This is a genomic window from Streptomyces katrae (assembly GCF_000966975.1).
GTDB lineage: Bacteria > Actinomycetota > Actinomycetes > Streptomycetales > Streptomycetaceae > Streptomyces > Streptomyces katrae.
This window is the reverse complement of record NZ_JZWV01000057.1, coordinates 1-15,625: the sequence shown is the minus strand read 5'-3', so window position 1 is coordinate 15,625 and position 15,625 is coordinate 1. Positions and strand designations below refer to the sequence as shown.

Genomic DNA, 15,625 nt, shown 5'->3' with positions numbered 1-15,625 from the left:
CTGCTGCGCATCGTCGAAGCGGAACCCGACCTGGACGGCGTGCCGGCCGAGCTGCGGGACCTCGTCGCGGACTGCCTGCGCAAGGATCCCGCCGCGCGCCCGGACCCGGCCGCCGTCCTGGCGCGGATCGGCGCGGGCGACACGGTGGCGGACGGGCGGGCTCTGGAACCGTGGCTCCCGGCACCGCTCGTGGCGCAGCTCGGGCGGCACGCCGTACAGCTCCTCGACCGCGAGGACACCGGCCCGGCCCATGCCCCGGGGGCCGTCGCGCCGGTCGCGCCGGTCGCGGCCGTCTCGCCCCCCGCGCCCGCCGTCGTCCCGGCCACGAGGGTGGCCCCGGTGCACCACTACGGGCCGCCGCCCGGCTACCTGATGCCCCCGCCCGCCGCGCCGGCGCCCCGGCCGCGGGCCGCGTCGGCGGTCTTCCTCGTCGCGACCGCCCTGGTCGTGGCGACGGCGGCCGGCGGCGCCGTGTACGCCCTCATGAACTCCGGCGGCGGGACGCCGCAGACCCCGGGCGGAACGCGGTCCCCGGCCTCGTCCCCCGCGAACGGCTCCACGGCCGGCACCAACGACCCCGGAACCGGAAGCAGCGGAAGCGGAACCCCGGCCGGGCGGCCGGGCGTGCTCCCCGCCGGCTACGCGGGCAGCTGGCGCGCCACGTCCGGCTCCTCCAGCTGGCACCTCGTCCTCACCCCCGGCGCGGTCGGCGACTCCGTCATGACCCTGAGCGTCGACGCCCCCGGCTACTCCTGCTCCTGGCGGGCCACCCTGCGCAACGCGCCCGACCCCGTCGAGCTCAACGGGTCCACGGTGGTCTCCGGAGCCCAGCCCACCTGCACGCCCGGCGGCTGGAGCCGGCTGCGGCTGCTGCCCGACGGCAGCCTGCGCCGCGAGCTGGACGGGTCGGCCAGTGCCCCTCTCACGTATGACCGGGACTAGCGGGGACCGGCAGGGCTCAGGGCGGTGGGACGAGGAGGCGGGCGGCGGCGGGGCGAATGTGTCGAAGTCGATAAGCCTCCAGGCAAGCCTTGTTGCGTGTGAGGACCCCACCGCACACTGCGGCACATGGAGCCGTTGAAGGTAGTGGCACGACTGTGGGAGCGGATCGAGGCACGCGACTGGCACGGCGTGGCCGCACTCGTCGCCGAGGACGCGGTCATCGAATGGCCCGTCAGCGGGGAACGCATCGTGGGCCGGACGAACTTCATCGCCGTGCTCAGCGACGAGGGCCCCGACGCGGACGAGAGGTCCGTCGGCACGGTGGAGGTCCTGCGGATCCTCGCCGACGGGGACCTCGTCGTCACCGAGGTGGAGATACCCGAGGACCACGTCCTGTACCGGGCCGTCTCCCTCTGGACGGTACGGGACGGGGAGGTCGTCGCCGCCCGGGAGTACTGGACCAGCCCCGGGCAGGACCCCGCACCCCGCTGGCGGGCCGGGTACGTCGAGCCCCTGGCGGCGGAGGCCGCCGGGGAGGACGCCGTCACCGGATGAGGCGGTCCAGCTCCTCCGTGATGGCGGCGCGCACCGCGTCGTGGCGGGGTGCCAGGGCGTGGCGGTCGCCGCGCCAGTACTCCTCGTCCCGGTAGAGCCAGACCGGCATCCGGACGAGGTCGGCGGGCTCCCAGTCGTAGCGGGGCCAGATGTGGGCGTGCAGGTACGGGTCGGTGTTGCCCAGGATCTCGATGTTCACGCGGCGGAAGGCCGGGTCGAGGCGGGCGCAGGCGCGCTCGACGGCCTCGGCGAACCGCTCCAGGTCGGTGAGGTAGGCGGTGCGGCGGGCCGGGGTGAGGTCGGAGAGCCGGGTCACGGCGGGGTCGTCGGCCAGCAGGACCGAGTAGCCGGGGAGGAACTGCCGGTCCCCGATCGCGGCGAATCCGGCGTCGAGGCGGCGCAGGACGGTGGGGTTCTGCCCCCGGTGGGCGCTGCCGATGCGGTCGTGCCGCCAGTCGTTGTCGATCATTACCGGACCCTAGCCGCGGTTCTGGCTCTCAGGTAGGGCGCGTCATACCTGAGAGCCACTTCGAAGGCGGCTCCGCAGTGTGATGCCGACCAGGGGTGCGAATTCCTAACTTCGGTACCGGAGCGGGCGAGTGCCCGACCGGGAGCGAAGTACGGGGGCACGGCCATGGACCGCGAGCTGATCGGCAGGAACGGTGACGACGACCGCAACGGCGGCAGCCGTGGGCGCGGGAGTCATGGGCGCACGGGCCGTGGTCATGGGCGTGGGGGACGTGGGCGCGGGGGACGGATCCGGCGGACGCTGCTGGCGGGGCTCGTGGCCGCGGCCGTGGTGGTCCCCGTGTCCGCCGCCGCCTCCCCCCGGGTACCGGCGCCGGCTCCGGCCGTGCTCGCCGGGTCCGCCGGCCCGCAGGAGCGCTATGCCGCCAACCTCGCCAACCTCGCCGAATCGGCCCGGATGGCCGAGGAGGCGGGCCGGAGCGAGCGGGCGGCGAAGCTGCGGGAGATGGCGAGGGACGGGGCGGCGGAGGCCCGTTTCCTCAGCTTCGACGGGCGGGGCAGGGGCCGGGCCATAGAGGTGTTCGGGGATCTGGGCACCGCCGACCGGATAGCGGTGCTGGTGCCCGGCTCCGACACGACCCTGGACACCTACCGGCGCTTCCGCGACGGCGCGCTCAGCCTCCAGCGGCGGCTGACGCGGGAACACCCGCGCTCCGCGGTGATCGCCTGGCTCGGGTACGACACGCCGGGCACGGTCAGCACCACCGTGCTGACCGCCGACCGCGCCGACCGGGCCGCCGCCGAACTGGGGCCGTTCCTGGCCGGGTTGCCGGCTCTCGCGCCGGCCGGCGCCCGGGTGTCGCTGCTGTGCCACTCCTACGGCTCGGTGGTGTGCGCCCGTACGGCGACCGGCCCCGGGGTGACGGACGTCGCCCTGTTCGGCAGCCCGGGCACCGGGGCGGACTCCGCCGCCGGACTGCCGACCCGGGCGCGGGTGTGGGCCGGCCGGGGCAGTGAGGACTGGATCGGGGGCGTGCCCCATGTCCGGCTCGGCGGCGTCGGGTTCGGCACCGATCCCGTGGACCCCGCCTTCGGCGCCCGGGTCTTCGCCGCGGGCACCGCCGGGCACAGCGACTACCTCAAGCCCGGCACCACGTCCCTCGACAGCCTGGCCCGGATCGTCCTCGGCCCGGAGGTGGTCCCGCATGTCTGAGGTACGCGACCGGTGGGCCGCGCTCGCGGAGCGGATCGACCGCGGGACCCCGGCCGGGCGGGACCGGGCCGTGGACGCCCTGCGGGCCCTCGCGATCCTCGGGGTGGTGCTCGGGCACTGGCTGGTCACCGCCCTGACCACGAGCGACGGCGCCCTGCACGGCACGAGCCCGCTGGTGCGCATGCCCTGGCTGGCCCCGGTGTCCTGGGTGTTCCAGACGCTGGCCGTGTTCTTCCTGGTCGGCGGCCATGTCGCGGCCCGGGGGTACGCGTCGGCGCGGGCGCACGGGGTCTCGTACGGGGCCTGGGCCGGGCGGCGGCTGGGCCGGCTGTTCCGTCCCGTGGCGGCGGTGGTCGCCGTCTGGGCGGTCGCGGCGGCCGGACTGCTGCTGGGCGGGGCCGAGTGGGACACCGTGCGGACGCTGCTCACCCTCGTGTGGTCACCGCTGTGGTTCCTGCTGGTGTTCGCCGCGCTCACCGCCGCGACCCCGCTGGTGGCCCGGCTCTCCCCGGTGTGGCCGCTGGCCGTGGTGGCGGGGGTCGATGTGTGGCGGTTCGGCTTCGGCGGGCCGCAGTGGGCCGGCTGGGTCAACGTCGCCGCCGGCTGGCTCGTCCCCTACACCCTGGGGGCCGCCTGGGCCCGGGGTGCGTTCGCCCGGCGGGGTCCGGCCCTGTTGCTGCTGGGCGGTGGTGCGGCCGCCACCGCCGCGCTGGTCCTCTGGGGCGGGTACCCGGCGTCCATGGTGGGGGTGCCCGGGGCGGCGATATCGAACCTGAACCCGCCGACGCTGGCCGCCGTCGCGTTCGGTCTGGCCCAGTGCGGGCTGGCCCTGCTGGTGCGCGAGCCGCTGGCCCGGGTGATGCGCCGGCCCCGGACCTGGGCGAAGGTGGCGCTGCTGAACCTGTCGGCGATGACCGTGTTCCTGTGGCACCAGACCTCGATGATGGCCGTCACCGCGCTCGGGCTGCTGGTCTCCACCGATCTGCCCGGCCTGCACACGGTGCCCGGTTCGGGGGGTTGGGTCGTCGCCCGGCTGCTGTGGCTGCCGGTGTTCGCGGGTGCCCTGGCCGTCTGCTGGGCCGCGTTCCGGGTGCACGAGCGGCCCCGGCCGCGGGCCGTCGACCGTACCGCGGGTGCTCCGGGCGCCGGCCCGGAGGCCGGACGGCCCCCGGGGGAGCGGCGCCCGGCAGGCTCACCGGCGGTGTCCCGTGCCTAGGCTGGGCGGCGTGAACGAGCAGAGCGTGCCCCCCGCGCCGGTGGCCTCCCCCGAGCAGGACGGCCTCGGCGTGCGCGGGGTGGCCCGGCAGTTGTTCACCCTCCGGCGGGACCCGCTGCCGCCCATGAGGCGGCCCCGCTGGCTGGCCCGGCTGCCGCACGGGCTCATCGTGTACGCGGCGGTCTTCTTCGGGTTCATGACGTCCGCGCAGCTCCAGGACCACTACCGCGTGCACGATCCGCGCATCGTCGTCCTGTCCCTCTTCACCGGTTTCTCGATCGTGGCCGCGATGTTCCGGCCGATCGCCGCCTGGTGGCTCGGGCTGGTGACGGCCGGGTTCGTCGCCGCCACGATCCACGGCGACGTCGGACAGGGCCAGAGCTGGCCCTGGACGCCGCTCGGGCCCTTCGCCTTCGCCCCGCTGGTGCTGCTCGTGGCCCTGCGCGTGCCGCCGAAGGTGACGGCGGCGGTCATCGGTGTGTCCGTCGCCTGTACCGGCGTGGCCGAGGCCCTGTTCAGGCCGGAGCGCAGCCAGAGCAGCGCGATCGGCGCGCTCCTCGTCTTCGGTTTCGCCGGGCTCCTCGGGTACGCCCTGCGGGCGACGCGGCTGGCCCGCAGCCAGCTCGTCGCGCAGGAGAGCCTGACGGAGGAGGAGCGGGCCCGGCGGACCCTGCTGGAGGAGCGCAGCCGCATCGCCCGCGAGCTGCACGACGTGGTCGCCCACCACATGTCGGTGATCTCCATCCAGGCGCAGGTCGCCCCGCACCTGGTGGAGAACCCGTCCGAGGAGCTGAAGGAGAACCTGGCGGGCATCCGCGAGAACGCCCTGGAGGCCCTGACGGAACTGCGCCGGGTCCTGGGCGTGCTGCGGTCCGAGCAGGCCGGCGATCCGGCCGACCCGCACCATCCGCAGCCCACCCTCGCCGAACTGGACGGGCTCGTGGACAACGTGCGCGGCGCCGGGCTGGAGGTCACCCAGGAGGTGGCGGGGATACGTCGGCCGCTGACTCCGGGCGTCGAGCTGACGGCGTACCGGATCGTGCAGGAGGCGCTGAGCAACTGCCTGCGGCACGCCCCCGGTTCCCGGGTGGAGGTCGGGATCGCCTACGGGCCCCGTGACCTGCACCTGTGCATCGCCAACTCGGCTCCGACCAGGCCCGCCCCGCCCTCGCCGGGTGCCGGGCACGGGCTGCTCGGGATGCGTGAGCGGGCGGGCATGCTGGGGGGCGAACTGGCCGCCGGTCCGCGCCCCGACGGTGGGTACGAGGTGAGCGCCGTCCTCCCCATGGATCCGCCCGGCCGGTCCTCCTACGAGACGAAGAAGGACGCATGAGCACTCCGATCAGGGTGATGATCGCCGACGATCAGATGATGGTCCGGCAGGGGTTCACCGTCCTGCTGAACTCCCAGCCCGACATCGAGGTGGTCGGTCAGGCCGTCGACGGCGCGGACGCGGTGGCGCAGGCCGCCGAACTCGGTCCGGACGTGGTGCTGATGGACATCCGTATGCCCGGGATGGGCGGCATCGAGGCCACCTCGGTCATCACCGCCGTCCCGGACTGCGCGGTCAAGGTGCTCGTGCTGACCACCTTCGACCTGGACGAGTACGTGTACGAGGCGCTGCGCGCCGGTGCCTCCGGGTTCCTGCTGAAGGACGCCTCTGCCGATCAGCTGGCCGAGGCGGTACGGGTGGTGGCCGCCGGCGAGGCCCTGCTGTCGCCGAACATCACGAAGCGGCTGATCACCGAGTTCTCCCGGCTGGGTGCCCCGCGGGCGCCGTCCAGGGCTCGGCTGCAGGATCTGACGGAGCGGGAGACGGAGGTGCTGTCGCTGATCGCCCAGGGGCTGTCCAACGCGGAGATCGCGGGGCACCTGGTGCTGGCGGAGCAGACGGTGAAGACGCATGTGGGCCGGATCCTGGTGAAGCTCGGCCTGCGGGACCGCACACAGGCGGCGGTGTTCGCGTACGAGACGGGTCTGGTCCGTCCGACGGGCTACTGACGGGCCCGCGTAGTACCTGAGGGGGACCTCCGGAAATCCCCTTCAGCGGCGACGCGGACGAACCGGGCCCCGGCCTACGGTGAGGACATGACCGAGACGACCACCGGGGCGACCCCCCGGCCTCCCGAACTGCGGCTGGCTTCGGGCTTGATCCAGAGCCTGCGTGACGATCTGCTCACCGATCCCTTCGTCTACCGGCCGCTCGCGCCGATGCGGACGGACGGGCGGCTGCCCCGGCTGCTGCCCCGGCGGATACGGCCGAGGGCCGCCTACCTGCCGCATGCGGCGGTGGCGGCGGTGGCGTTCTTCGTGTTCCTGCTGGGCAACACCGACCACTTCTACGGGATGCCGCCGGTCCAGGCGTTGCTGGTCGGAGTGCTCGCGGCGGCGCCGGTGCTGATGACCCTGGTGCGGCCCGTGGGGGCGTTCTGGGCGGCTCTGGCCGTCGCCGCGGTGCTGGCCGTCCTCCAGGACCAGGTCATGGTCTGGCCGTGGTCGCCGGCCACCTTCGTCGCGCACCTCGCCGTGATGACCCTCGTGGCGCTGCGGTCCCGGCCCCGGGTGGCCGGGTGGATGTGGGTGGTCACGTTGCTGTTCGGGACGGCCCTGCCGGTCCTCGCGGGCTCGGCCGGCTCGGTGCAGCCGGCGCCGATGGCCATCGCCTCGGCGATGGTGCTGCTGGCCGTGACCGTGCGCAACACCCGGCGGGAGGCCCGGCAGGAGGTGACGGCTCAGCAGGAGGTGACGGCCGTCGAGCGGGACCGGCGGACGCTGCTGGAGGAGCGGACGACCATCGCGCGCGAACTGCACGACGTGGTCGCCCACCACATGTCGGTGGTGGCGATCCAGGCGGAGGCGGCCCCGTACCGGGTGAAGAACCCGCCGCCGGAGCTGGAGGCGGCGTTCGCCACCATCCGGGAGAACGCGGTGGCGGCGCTGACGGAGCTGCGCCGGGTACTGGGTGTGGTGCGGTCCGCGGACTACGAGGCCCCCGAGGCCCCGCAGCCGACGCTCGCCTCGCTGGACGGGCTGCTGGCCAATGTGCGGGAGGCGGGGCTGAGCGTGGAGAAGACGGTCACGGGGGCGGTGCGCGAGCTGCCTCAGGGGGTGGAGCTGTCGGCGTACCGGATCGTCCAGGAGGCCCTGAGCAACAGCCTGCGGCACGCGCCGGGGGCGGCGGCCGGGGTGGAGCTCTCGTACGTACTGGGGGGCCTGGGGATACGGGTGGTCAACGGTCCGGCGGTCGGGGACGTCCGGCCCTCGCCGGGCGCCGGGCACGGGATAACGGGGATGCGGGAGCGGGTGGCCATGCTGGAAGGGGAGATGACGGCCGGGGAGAGCCCCGGCGGCGGGTACGAGGTGGCGGTGTTCCTGCCGGTGCGCAGCCGTCCGCAGCCGGAGGAGACGCCGGTATGACGATCAGGGTGTTGATCGTCGATGACCAGATGATGGTCCGCGAGGGCTTCTCCGTCCTGTTGAACGCGATGGAGGGCATCGAGGTCGTCGGTGAGGCGGTCGACGGCCGGCAGGCCATCGCGCAGGTGGCGGCGCTGCGGCCGGACGTGGTGCTGATGGACATCCGGATGCCGGAGATGAACGGGCTGGAGGCGACCCGGCACATCGTCGCGGCGGACGTGGACGCGAAGGTGCTGGTCCTGACGACCTTCGACCTCGACGAGTACGTGTACCAGGCGCTGCGGGCGGGGGCTTCGGGGTTCCTGCTGAAGGACGCGTCCGCCCGGCAGCTGGCGGAGGGGGTGCGGGTGGTGGCGGCCGGGGAGGCGCTGCTGGCGCCTTCGGTGACGAAGCGTCTGATCGTGGAGTTCTCGAAGCTGTCAGAGGTCTCGCGGGCCACGGATCCGGCGGGGGTGGGGGAGTTGACGGAGCGGGAGACGGAGGTGCTGGTGCTGATCGCGCAGGGGCTGTCCAATGCGGAGATAGCCGACCGGCTGCTGGTCGCGGAGTCCACGATCAAGACGCATGTGAGCCGGATCCTGGTGAAACTGGGGCTGCGGGACCGTACGCAGGCGGCGGTGTACGCCTACGAGACACGGCTGGTGACACCCGCTTAGGCTGCGGGGATGGGCTTTGATCCGTGGGATGCCGCCTTCGTCGCCGATCCGTACCCCGCCTACCGGGAGTTGCGGGAGCGGGGGCGGGCGGAGTGGTCGCCGGCGACCGGGCAGTGGCTGGTGTCGCACTACGCCGATGTGAGCGCGCTGCTGCGGGACCGCCGGCTGGGGCGGACGTACCTGCACCGGTTCAGCCACGAGGAGTTCGGGCGGGAGGCCCCGCCGCCGGAGCACGAGCCGTTCCACGTGCTCAACGGCAACGGGCTGCTGGATCTGGAGGACCCCGCGCACGGGCGGGTGCGGCGGCTGGTGTCGAAGGCGTTCACCCCGCGCACCGTCGAACGGCTCGCGCCTGCCGTGGAGCGGCTGGCACGGGAGCTGGTGGCCGGGCTGCTGGCCGACGGGGGCGGGGACCTGCTCACAGCCGTCGCCGAGCCGCTGCCGGTGGCCGTGATCGCCGAGCTGCTCGGGATCCCGGAGGCGGACCGGGGGCTGCTGCGGCCCTGGTCAGCGGCGATCTGCGGGATGTTCGAGCTCCGGCCGGACGCGGAGACGGCGCGCCGGGCGGTGACGGCCAGTGTGGAGTTCAGCGCCTATCTGCGGGAGCTGATCGCCGAGCGGCGCCGGCGCCCCGGCACGGATTTGATCTCCGCGCTGATCGCCGCCCACGATGAGGGGGGCCGGCTCAGCGAGCAGGAAATGATCTCCACCTGTGTCCTCCTGCTGAACGCCGGGCACGAGGCGACGGTCAACACGACCGTCAACGGCTGGTGGGCCCTGTTCCGCAATCCCGGACAGCTCGCCGGGCTGCGCGCGCTCCCCGGATCCCCCGGTCCCGAAAAGTTGTCCACAGCTGTGGATGAACTCATGCGCTACGACACACCGCTCCAGATGTTCGAGCGCTGGGTCCTCGACGACATCGAGGTGGGGGACACAGTGATCCCGCGCGGCGCCGAGATCGCCCTGCTCTTCGGATCCGCCAACCGGGACCCGGCGCGCTTCGAGGACCCGGACGCACTGGACCTCGGCCGGGCCGACAACCCGCACCTGACCTTCGGCGCCGGCATCCACTACTGCCTGGGCGCCCCGCTCGCCCGTCTGGAGCTGGTCTCCTCCTTCGGCGCGCTGCTGGACGAGAAGCTCCCGCCTATGCGGCTCGTCCGGGAGCCGCAGTGGCAGGACGGCTACGTCATCCGGGGACTGCGGGAGCTGCTGGTCGAGTTCTGACCGGCCGCCCCGCCGCCCGGTGGCGGGGCTCCGCCCCAGACCCTCCCCACAGCCACCACTGGGGGTACCCCCGGGCCTCAAACGCCGGCGGGGCCGGAGGAACCCAGCTCGCGCGGCAGGGTCAGGGACCAGGCGGACGGGAGGCGGGTCCAGGTGCGGCGGCGGGTCGGGAGGCCCGCTGGGGCGTGGTCGGCGCGGTAGTGGAAGGACGCCGCGGGGCCCGTCACGGACACCGTCACCGCCTCCCCGTACCCGGTCAGCGGCGCCCCGCCCGGGAGCCGGACCACCACCCGGGCCGGCCCGCCGTCCTCGCGGGTCCGTACCGCGACGTCCTCCACGGGACGGTCGGCGTCCACCAGGACCACCCCGTCGACCTCCACCCGCAGCGACTGCACCGCCCCCGGCGCCGCCGCCGGAGCCGGCAGCAGGGTCCGCAGCAGCGACCGGTACCCCCCGGCCCGCCGCACGGCCGGCGCCGGCGGTGCGGCGATCCGCAGCCCGCCCAGCACCACCCCGCCGCAGTCGTCCACCAGCAGGTCCCGCGGCCGGGTCACCCCATCCAGCGCGGCCCGCGCCGCGAACACCACCGACAGCGGCACCCCCAGCGAACGCGCCAGCGCCAGCGACCCCGCCGGCCCCACCGGTACGAGCGAGACGGCGACCTCCCCGGGCCCCGGCTCCCCGTGCAGCAGGCCCACGGCGCGCACCAGCGCCCCGTCGTCGCCCACCACCACCGGCCGCCGATGACCCCGGCGGGCGAGCGCCCGCGCAAATTCCTCCTGCGAATCCGGGAGGCAGATTTTCGCCGCAGCCCCCGCTGACAGCACATCCTTCGCGATTCGCACGGACTCGCCGTCAAGACGGCGGGCGACCGGGTCGACGAGCACGAGCAGACCGCCTACCGGCGCGCCCGCATGGCTCATGGTGGGCTCTGGAGCCGACACCTCGGTCCTTCCTCGGGTAGCATCTTTGTGCAAGAGGCCCTTGCGCTATTGCGCCAGGGCCTTCGTCTATTCCGGGGCACCGGTCCGACGGCTCAGCCTGCGGTGTACATCGTCGTACGCCCCCTGACCTTGGACATGCCCCATCCGGAAGAGGTGTACGCCTGTGCCCGCTCTTGTGCTGCTCGGAGCTCAGTGGGGTGACGAGGGCAAGGGAAAGGCCACCGACCTGCTCGGTGGTTCCGTTGACTATGTGGTGCGCTACCAGGGTGGCAACAACGCCGGCCACACGGTGGTCGTAGGCGACCAGAAGTACGCGCTGCACCTCCTCCCCTCCGGCATCCTCTCCCCCGGATGCACGCCGGTCATCGGCAACGGTGTCGTCGTCGACCCCGCCGTCCTGCTCTCCGAGCTGCGCGGCCTGAACGAACGCGGCATCGACACCTCCAAGCTGCTCATCAGCGGCAACGCGCACCTCATCACGCCGTACAACGTCACCCTCGACAAGGTCGGCGAGCGCTTCCTCGGCAAGCGCAAGATCGGTACGACCGGCCGCGGCATCGGCCCGACCTACGCGGACAAGATCAACCGCGTCGGCATCCGCGTCCAGGACCTGTACGACGAGTCCATCCTCAGCCAGAAGGTCGAGGCGGCGCTGGAGAACAAGAACCAGCTCCTCGCCAAGCTCTACAACCGCCGCGCCATCGAGGTCGACGCGATCGTCGAGGAGATGCTCCAGTACGCGGAGCAGATCAAGCCGTACGTCGCCGACACCACCCTGATCCTCAACAACGCGCTGGACGAGGACAAGGTCGTGCTCTTCGAGGGCGGCCAGGGCACCCTGCTCGACGTCGACCACGGCACGTACCCCTTCGTCACCTCCTCGAACCCGACCGCCGGCGGCGCCTGCACCGGCACCGGCGTGGGCCCGACGAAGATCAGCCGCGTCATCGGCATCCTCAAGGCCTACACCACCCGCGTCGGCGCCGGTCCGTTCCCGACCGAGCTGTTCGACGAGGACGGCGAGGCGCTGCGCCGCATCGGCGGCGAGCGCGGCGTGACCACCGGCCGCGACCGCCGCTGCGGCTGGTTCGACGCCCCGATCGCCCGCTACGCCACCCGCGTGAACGGCCTGACGGACTTCTTCCTCACCAAGCTCGACGTGCTGACCGGCTGGGAGGAGATCCCGGTCTGCGTCGCGTACGAGATCGACGGCAAGCGCGTCGAGGAGCTGCCCTACTCGCAGACCGACTTCCACCACGCGAAGCCGATCTACGAAACCCTGCCGGGCTGGTCCGAGGACATCACCAAGGCCAAGACCTTCGCCGACCTGCCGAAGAACGCGCAGAACTACGTGAAGGCACTGGAGGAGATGTCGGGCGCCCCGATCTCCGCGATCGGCGTCGGCCCGGGCCGCACCGAGACGATCGAGATCAACTCGTTCCTGTAGGCAGTACAGCGGTAACGCGTCGAGGGGCGGGGCACGCATGGCGTGCCCCGCCCCTCCGTCGTACCACCGGCTCAGAACACCTCGGCGACCAGCCGCTTCTGGGCCTGCCCGAACAGCTCCCCCACCTGCATCATGTCGAGCCGGGCGTCCCCGCAGGTCAGCGAGGCGGTGAGGGTGGTCGTGCCGTCGGGCGAGCTGAACATCAGCGCTCCCCAGCCCCACATGCCGCCGTTGTGGGTGTAGACGGTGCCGCCGTCCTCCGTCTGCTGCACGAACAGCCCGAGGCCGTAGTTCAGCTTGGGGTGCGGGGTGCGCATCTCCTCCAGCAGTCCGGCGGGGAGGATCCGGCCGCCCATGAGGGCGGAGAAGAAGACGTGCAGGTCGCGGGTGGTCGAGATCATGTCACCGGCGGCGGAGATCCAGGACGGGTTCGAGCGGGTGACGTCCAGGGTCTTCCACTCGTCCCCGTGCCGGTAGGTGTACGTCGCGTGGGCGTGCGGCTCGGGGATCTCCGGCGACGCGTCCGGCACCACGGTGCCCGACAGGCCCAGCGGGTCGAGGATCCGGGTCCGCATCTCCTCGGCGAACGGGCGGCCGGTGACCTTCTCGACCAGCAGGCGGAGCAGGACGTAGTTGGTGTTGGAGTAGCTCCAGTCCGTCCCCGGCTCGAACCGCGCGGGCTTGGACAGGGCCAGCCGGACCAGTTCCTCGGGGCGGTAGGTGCGCAGCAGGTTGTCCACCCATTCCTGGCCCTCCCAGGCGATCCCGGGGGCGGTGGTCCCGTCCTCGTAGTACTCGCCGGTGAAGTTGAAGAGCCCGCTGGTGTGCTGGAGCACCATCCGGAGGGTGATCCGCGGGTCCAGCCCGTACTCGGGGAGGTGGTCGGCGACCGGGCCGTCGAGTTCGAGGCGGCCGTCGGCCACCAGGAGGAGGACGAGGGTGGCGGTGAAGGACTTGGTGTTGCTGCCGATCCGGAAGTGCCCGTCGGTCGGCGGCTTGGCGCTGCCGCCCATCTGGGCCACCCCGGCACTGCCGACCCACTCGCCGCGCGGGTCGTTCACCCGCAGCTGCACCCCGGCCCAGCCGGAATCGACGATGTCCTGGATGGCCTGCTGGAGCTCGGGGCGGTGGTGGTTGGCGGTCATGGTGGTGTGCTCCTCAAGGGCGTAAGTGGGGTGGGTAGGTGGTGCGGGTCGTCCGGGTGGTGCGGGTGGTGCGGTCGCGGTGGGTTCTGCCGCTGCTCATGCGGGGGCCGGTCAGAGGCTGCGGGCGGTGATGTCGCCGTACGAGGTGGTCGCGCGGATGGTGAGGGCGGCCGCGGCGCCGTCGGTGTTGTTCAGCGCGTTGTGGATCCGGCCGTAGCTCGTGCCGGCGTCGAGGGTGGCGGAGACCCCGGGGGCGGCGCCGACCGAGATGGTGCCGTGCTGGGTGGTCAGGATGACGTCGCCCTTCGTGGCCTCGGCGATGGTGATGTCGCCCTTCTGGGTGCTGATCTCCGCGGGACCGTTCAGGCGGCCGAGTACGACGTCACCGGCCTGGAGGGTCAGCCGGGCGGAGGTGGCCTCGTCCACCGTGACCTCGGCCTGCGCGCCCTCGAAGACGAGCTCGCCGAGCGGTCCGGCGGTGCGGAACTCCGCGGCGGCCACGGTCGCCGTGACGTGCGAGCCGGCGGGCAGCTGCACGGTCACTTCGACCTGGCCGGAGTTGCCCATGACCCGGCTCCTGCCCGGTGCGGCGGCGATCCGCAGGACCCCGTCCCGGAACTCGACCGTGGTCTCCTCGGCCGCCTTGACGTCCCGGCCCTTCGCGGCGTCCATCGGGCGGACCTCGACCGCGGCGTCGGCGCGGTCGGCGGCGACGAGGCGGACGCGTCCGGCCGGGATGTCGAGGACGGTCGAGACGGCGGCGGTGGTGGCGAACGTGTTCATCGTGGTCTCCTGCGTCTGCTTGCCTGGCGGGGTTTCTGACAGGAGAAACGCTAAGTTGCGTTCGCAGAAGTGGCAACGGCGTCGTTGCGCAGAATGCTTATTCTGGCAGGTCAGAGGCTTCAAATCGTTGCATCGATTCAGAATCTAACGCAACGAAACCTTGGCGTTCATTGCAATGAACTGAAGCTGAACGCTATGCTGGCCGCCTTGCCGCGCACATCGAGGAGGACGCAATGCCCGGAGGCAGACTCACCCAGTCCGAACGCCAGCAGATCGCGCTCGGTCTGGCCGACGGACTCGCCTACGCCGAGATCGCCAGGCGGCTCGACCGCCCGACCTCCACCGTCACCCGCGAGGTCATGCGCAACGGCGGCCCCGCCTCCTACCGTGCCGACCTGGCCCACCGCGCCACCGAGCACCGCGCCCACCGCCGCAAGCAGGCGGCGCCCCGGGGCCCGGAGGCCCCGCCGCCGGCGCACGGACGCGACCCCGAGGCGGTGGCCGCGTACGAGGAGACGTTCACGACGGTGCTCATCGCGACGGGCACGCCGAAGATGATGGCCCGGGTCATGACCTGCCTCTACACCAGCGACTCCGGCAGCCTCACCGCGGCGGAACTCGTCCAGCGGCTCCAGGTCAGCCCGGCGTCGATCTCCAAGGCGATCGCGTTCCTGGAGACCCAGGGCCTCGTCCGCCGGGAACGCGACGAGCGGCGGCGGGAACGGTACGTCTGCGACAACGACGTCTGGTACCAGTCGATGATCGCCAGCGCCAAGGGCACGGCCCAGCTGGCGGAGACCGCCCGTGAGGGCGTCGGCGTCCTCGGCCCCCAGACCCCGGCGGGCGTCCGTCTGGAGAACATCGCCCGCTTCGTCGACTTCGTCTCCGAGAGCATCACCCGGGCGGCGGAACAGGCTCGCGAGATCCTCCACACGAAGCCGGAGGCCGAGGCGGGGCCGGAGGGCTCGGAGGGGCCGGACGGGGAGGCCTGAGGCTTCCCGGCCGGGGCTGTCACATCAGGGTCCGCCCAGGCGTCAGTGAGGTGAGGCCGACGCACCCGGCGGCGGCCACCACCCGAGGAGACGGGCAGCCATGACGGACACCCCGACCACCGCGACCACCTCCATCTCCCGCATGCCGAACCCGGGCGAGTTCGTGCCGGAACTGGCCGACATCAGCGCCGCCCTCTTCCGCGCCACCGGCAACCGGTCGGTCCCCCGCAGCACCATCAGCCTCGTCCACCTGCGCGCGGGGCAGATCGTCAACAACACCTACCTGACCATCCTGAACACCGGCTTCCTGCGGAAGGCGGGGGTCTCCGAGGAGCAGATCACCGCCGTCGCCTCCTGGCAGGACGCCCTCTGCTTCAGCCCGGCGGAACGCGCCGCCCTCGCCCTGGTGGAGGCCACCCTCCAGCCGGCGGCACCGGGAAAGGAGCGGGTGTCGGACGAGCTGTACGCGGAGGCGGCGAAGCACTACGACGAGAAGGCGCTGGCCACCCTGACCATCGCGATCGGCCAGATCAACTTCTTCATCGCCCTGGCCGTCATCGGCAAGCCGCACCCGGTCGAAACCCTGGCCGCCCGACAGTGGGACTGAGGGGCGGGCGGGG

16 protein-coding genes are annotated in these 15,625 nt (G+C 72.9%); 12 read left to right on the top strand and 4 right to left on the bottom strand.

Features of this window, described 5'->3' with window-relative positions:
- Both VR44_RS44760 and VR44_RS03145 read left to right on the top strand, forming a co-directional pair.
- Window positions 1–942, top strand: a 942-nt coding sequence (locus tag VR44_RS44760; protein ID WP_045945799.1) for a serine/threonine-protein kinase, incomplete at its 5' end; no start/stop codon positions are given.
- Between the two features lie 126 nt (window positions 943–1,068).
- Window positions 1,069–1,497, top strand: a complete 429-nt coding sequence (locus tag VR44_RS03145; RefSeq protein WP_045945798.1) for a nuclear transport factor 2 family protein — start codon at window positions 1,069–1,071, stop codon at window positions 1,495–1,497.
- Here VR44_RS03145 and VR44_RS03140 read toward each other — a convergent pair.
- Entirely contained in the window at window positions 1,487–1,966 is a 480-nt protein-coding gene (locus tag VR44_RS03140) for an HIT family protein (RefSeq protein WP_211275008.1), read from the bottom strand. The genes VR44_RS03145 and VR44_RS03140 overlap by 11 nt on opposite strands.
- 315 nt (window positions 1,967–2,281) lie before the next feature.
- Here VR44_RS03140 and VR44_RS46310 point away from each other — a divergent pair, with 315 nt between their 5' ends.
- The 7 genes from VR44_RS46310 to VR44_RS03105 all read left to right on the top strand — a co-directional run bounded on the left by VR44_RS46310 (window position 2,282) and on the right by VR44_RS03105 (window position 9,694).
- On the top strand, window positions 2,282–3,178 hold the full coding sequence (locus tag VR44_RS46310) for an alpha/beta hydrolase (protein WP_425424482.1): 897 nt from the start codon (window positions 2,282–2,284) through the stop codon (window positions 3,176–3,178).
- Window positions 3,171–4,394: an acyltransferase family protein gene (locus VR44_RS03130; RefSeq protein ID WP_045945797.1), complete on the top strand. Its 1,224-nt coding sequence runs from the start codon at window positions 3,171–3,173 to the stop codon at window positions 4,392–4,394. Before VR44_RS46310 ends, VR44_RS03130 begins: the two co-directional genes overlap by 8 nt.
- A 10-nt stretch (window positions 4,395–4,404) precedes the next feature.
- The gene (locus VR44_RS03125; protein ID WP_245691592.1) at window positions 4,405–5,727 is read left to right on the top strand and encodes a sensor histidine kinase; all 1,323 of its coding nucleotides are present in this window, start codon (window positions 4,405–4,407) and stop codon (window positions 5,725–5,727) included.
- Window positions 5,724–6,395, top strand: a complete 672-nt coding sequence (locus VR44_RS03120; RefSeq protein WP_045945796.1) for a response regulator — start codon at window positions 5,724–5,726, stop codon at window positions 6,393–6,395. Before VR44_RS03125 ends, VR44_RS03120 begins: the two co-directional genes overlap by 4 nt.
- 87 nt (window positions 6,396–6,482) lie before the next feature.
- Entirely contained in the window at window positions 6,483–7,811 is a 1,329-nt protein-coding gene (locus VR44_RS03115) for a sensor histidine kinase (protein ID WP_045945795.1), read from the top strand.
- A complete protein-coding gene (locus tag VR44_RS03110; RefSeq protein WP_045945794.1) occupies window positions 7,808–8,467 on the top strand; it encodes a response regulator in 660 nt (219 codons plus the stop codon). Before VR44_RS03115 ends, VR44_RS03110 begins: the two co-directional genes overlap by 4 nt.
- Before the next feature lie 9 nt (window positions 8,468–8,476).
- Window positions 8,477–9,694 carry a cytochrome P450 gene (locus VR44_RS03105; RefSeq protein ID WP_045945793.1) on the top strand — a complete coding sequence of 406 codons (1,218 nt, stop codon included), beginning with the start codon at window positions 8,477–8,479 and terminating at the stop codon, window positions 9,692–9,694.
- Between the two features lie 77 nt (window positions 9,695–9,771).
- Here the strand turns inward: VR44_RS03105 and VR44_RS03100 are convergent, their stop codons facing one another.
- Window positions 9,772–10,428: a diacylglycerol kinase catalytic domain-containing protein gene (locus VR44_RS03100; protein WP_342669292.1), complete on the bottom strand. Its 657-nt coding sequence runs from the start codon at window positions 10,426–10,428 to the stop codon at window positions 9,772–9,774.
- Window positions 10,429–10,801: 373 nt separating this feature from the next.
- Here VR44_RS03100 and VR44_RS03095 point away from each other — a divergent pair, with 373 nt between their 5' ends.
- Window positions 10,802–12,085, top strand: coding sequence for an adenylosuccinate synthase (locus tag VR44_RS03095; RefSeq protein WP_045945791.1), 1,284 nt, complete (start codon window positions 10,802–10,804; stop codon window positions 12,083–12,085).
- Window positions 12,086–12,156: 71 nt separating this feature from the next.
- Here the strand turns inward: VR44_RS03095 and VR44_RS03090 are convergent, their stop codons facing one another.
- Together VR44_RS03090 and VR44_RS03085 are read right to left on the bottom strand one after the other, a co-directional pair.
- Window positions 12,157–13,230, bottom strand: coding sequence for a serine hydrolase domain-containing protein (locus VR44_RS03090; protein ID WP_045945790.1), 1,074 nt, complete (start codon window positions 13,228–13,230; stop codon window positions 12,157–12,159).
- A 111-nt stretch (window positions 13,231–13,341) separates the two neighbouring features.
- Complete coding sequence (locus VR44_RS03085) at window positions 13,342–14,013, bottom strand: DUF4097 family beta strand repeat-containing protein (RefSeq protein WP_045945789.1); 672 nt, start codon at window positions 14,011–14,013, stop codon at window positions 13,342–13,344.
- Between the two features lie 233 nt (window positions 14,014–14,246).
- Between VR44_RS03085 and VR44_RS03080 the strand changes: the two genes are divergently transcribed.
- Entirely contained in the window at window positions 14,247–15,005 is a 759-nt protein-coding gene (locus tag VR44_RS03080; protein WP_045945788.1) for a helix-turn-helix domain-containing protein, read from the top strand.
- Between the two features lie 100 nt (window positions 15,006–15,105).
- Complete coding sequence (locus VR44_RS03075; protein ID WP_045945787.1) at window positions 15,106–15,612, top strand: carboxymuconolactone decarboxylase family protein; 507 nt, start codon at window positions 15,106–15,108, stop codon at window positions 15,610–15,612.
- Window positions 15,613–15,625 lie beyond the last annotated feature (13 nt).

Excerpts from the sequence above, each read along its gene's own strand:
- VR44_RS03145 (WP_045945798.1), top strand. The coding sequence starts at position 1,069 with ATGGAGCCGTTGAAGGTAGTGGCACGACTGTGGGAGCGGATCGAGGCA.
- VR44_RS03130 (WP_045945797.1), top strand. The coding sequence starts at position 3,171 with ATGTCTGAGGTACGCGACCGGTGGGCCGCGCTCGCGGAGCGGATCGAC.
- VR44_RS03120 (WP_045945796.1), top strand. The coding sequence starts at position 5,724 with ATGAGCACTCCGATCAGGGTGATGATCGCCGACGATCAGATGATGGTC.
- VR44_RS03080 (WP_045945788.1), top strand. The coding sequence starts at position 14,247 with ATGCCCGGAGGCAGACTCACCCAGTCCGAACGCCAGCAGATCGCGCTC.
- VR44_RS03140 (WP_211275008.1), bottom strand. The coding sequence starts at position 1,966 with ATGATCGACAACGACTGGCGGCACGACCGCATCGGCAGCGCCCACCGG.
- VR44_RS03115 (WP_045945795.1), top strand. The coding sequence starts at position 6,483 with ATGACCGAGACGACCACCGGGGCGACCCCCCGGCCTCCCGAACTGCGG.
- VR44_RS03110 (WP_045945794.1), top strand. The coding sequence starts at position 7,808 with ATGACGATCAGGGTGTTGATCGTCGATGACCAGATGATGGTCCGCGAG.
- VR44_RS03085 (WP_045945789.1), bottom strand. The coding sequence starts at position 14,013 with ATGAACACGTTCGCCACCACCGCCGCCGTCTCGACCGTCCTCGACATC.
- VR44_RS03075 (WP_045945787.1), top strand. The coding sequence starts at position 15,106 with ATGACGGACACCCCGACCACCGCGACCACCTCCATCTCCCGCATGCCG.
- VR44_RS03105 (WP_045945793.1), top strand. The coding sequence starts at position 8,477 with ATGGGCTTTGATCCGTGGGATGCCGCCTTCGTCGCCGATCCGTACCCC.
- VR44_RS03090 (WP_045945790.1), bottom strand. The coding sequence starts at position 13,230 with ATGACCGCCAACCACCACCGCCCCGAGCTCCAGCAGGCCATCCAGGAC.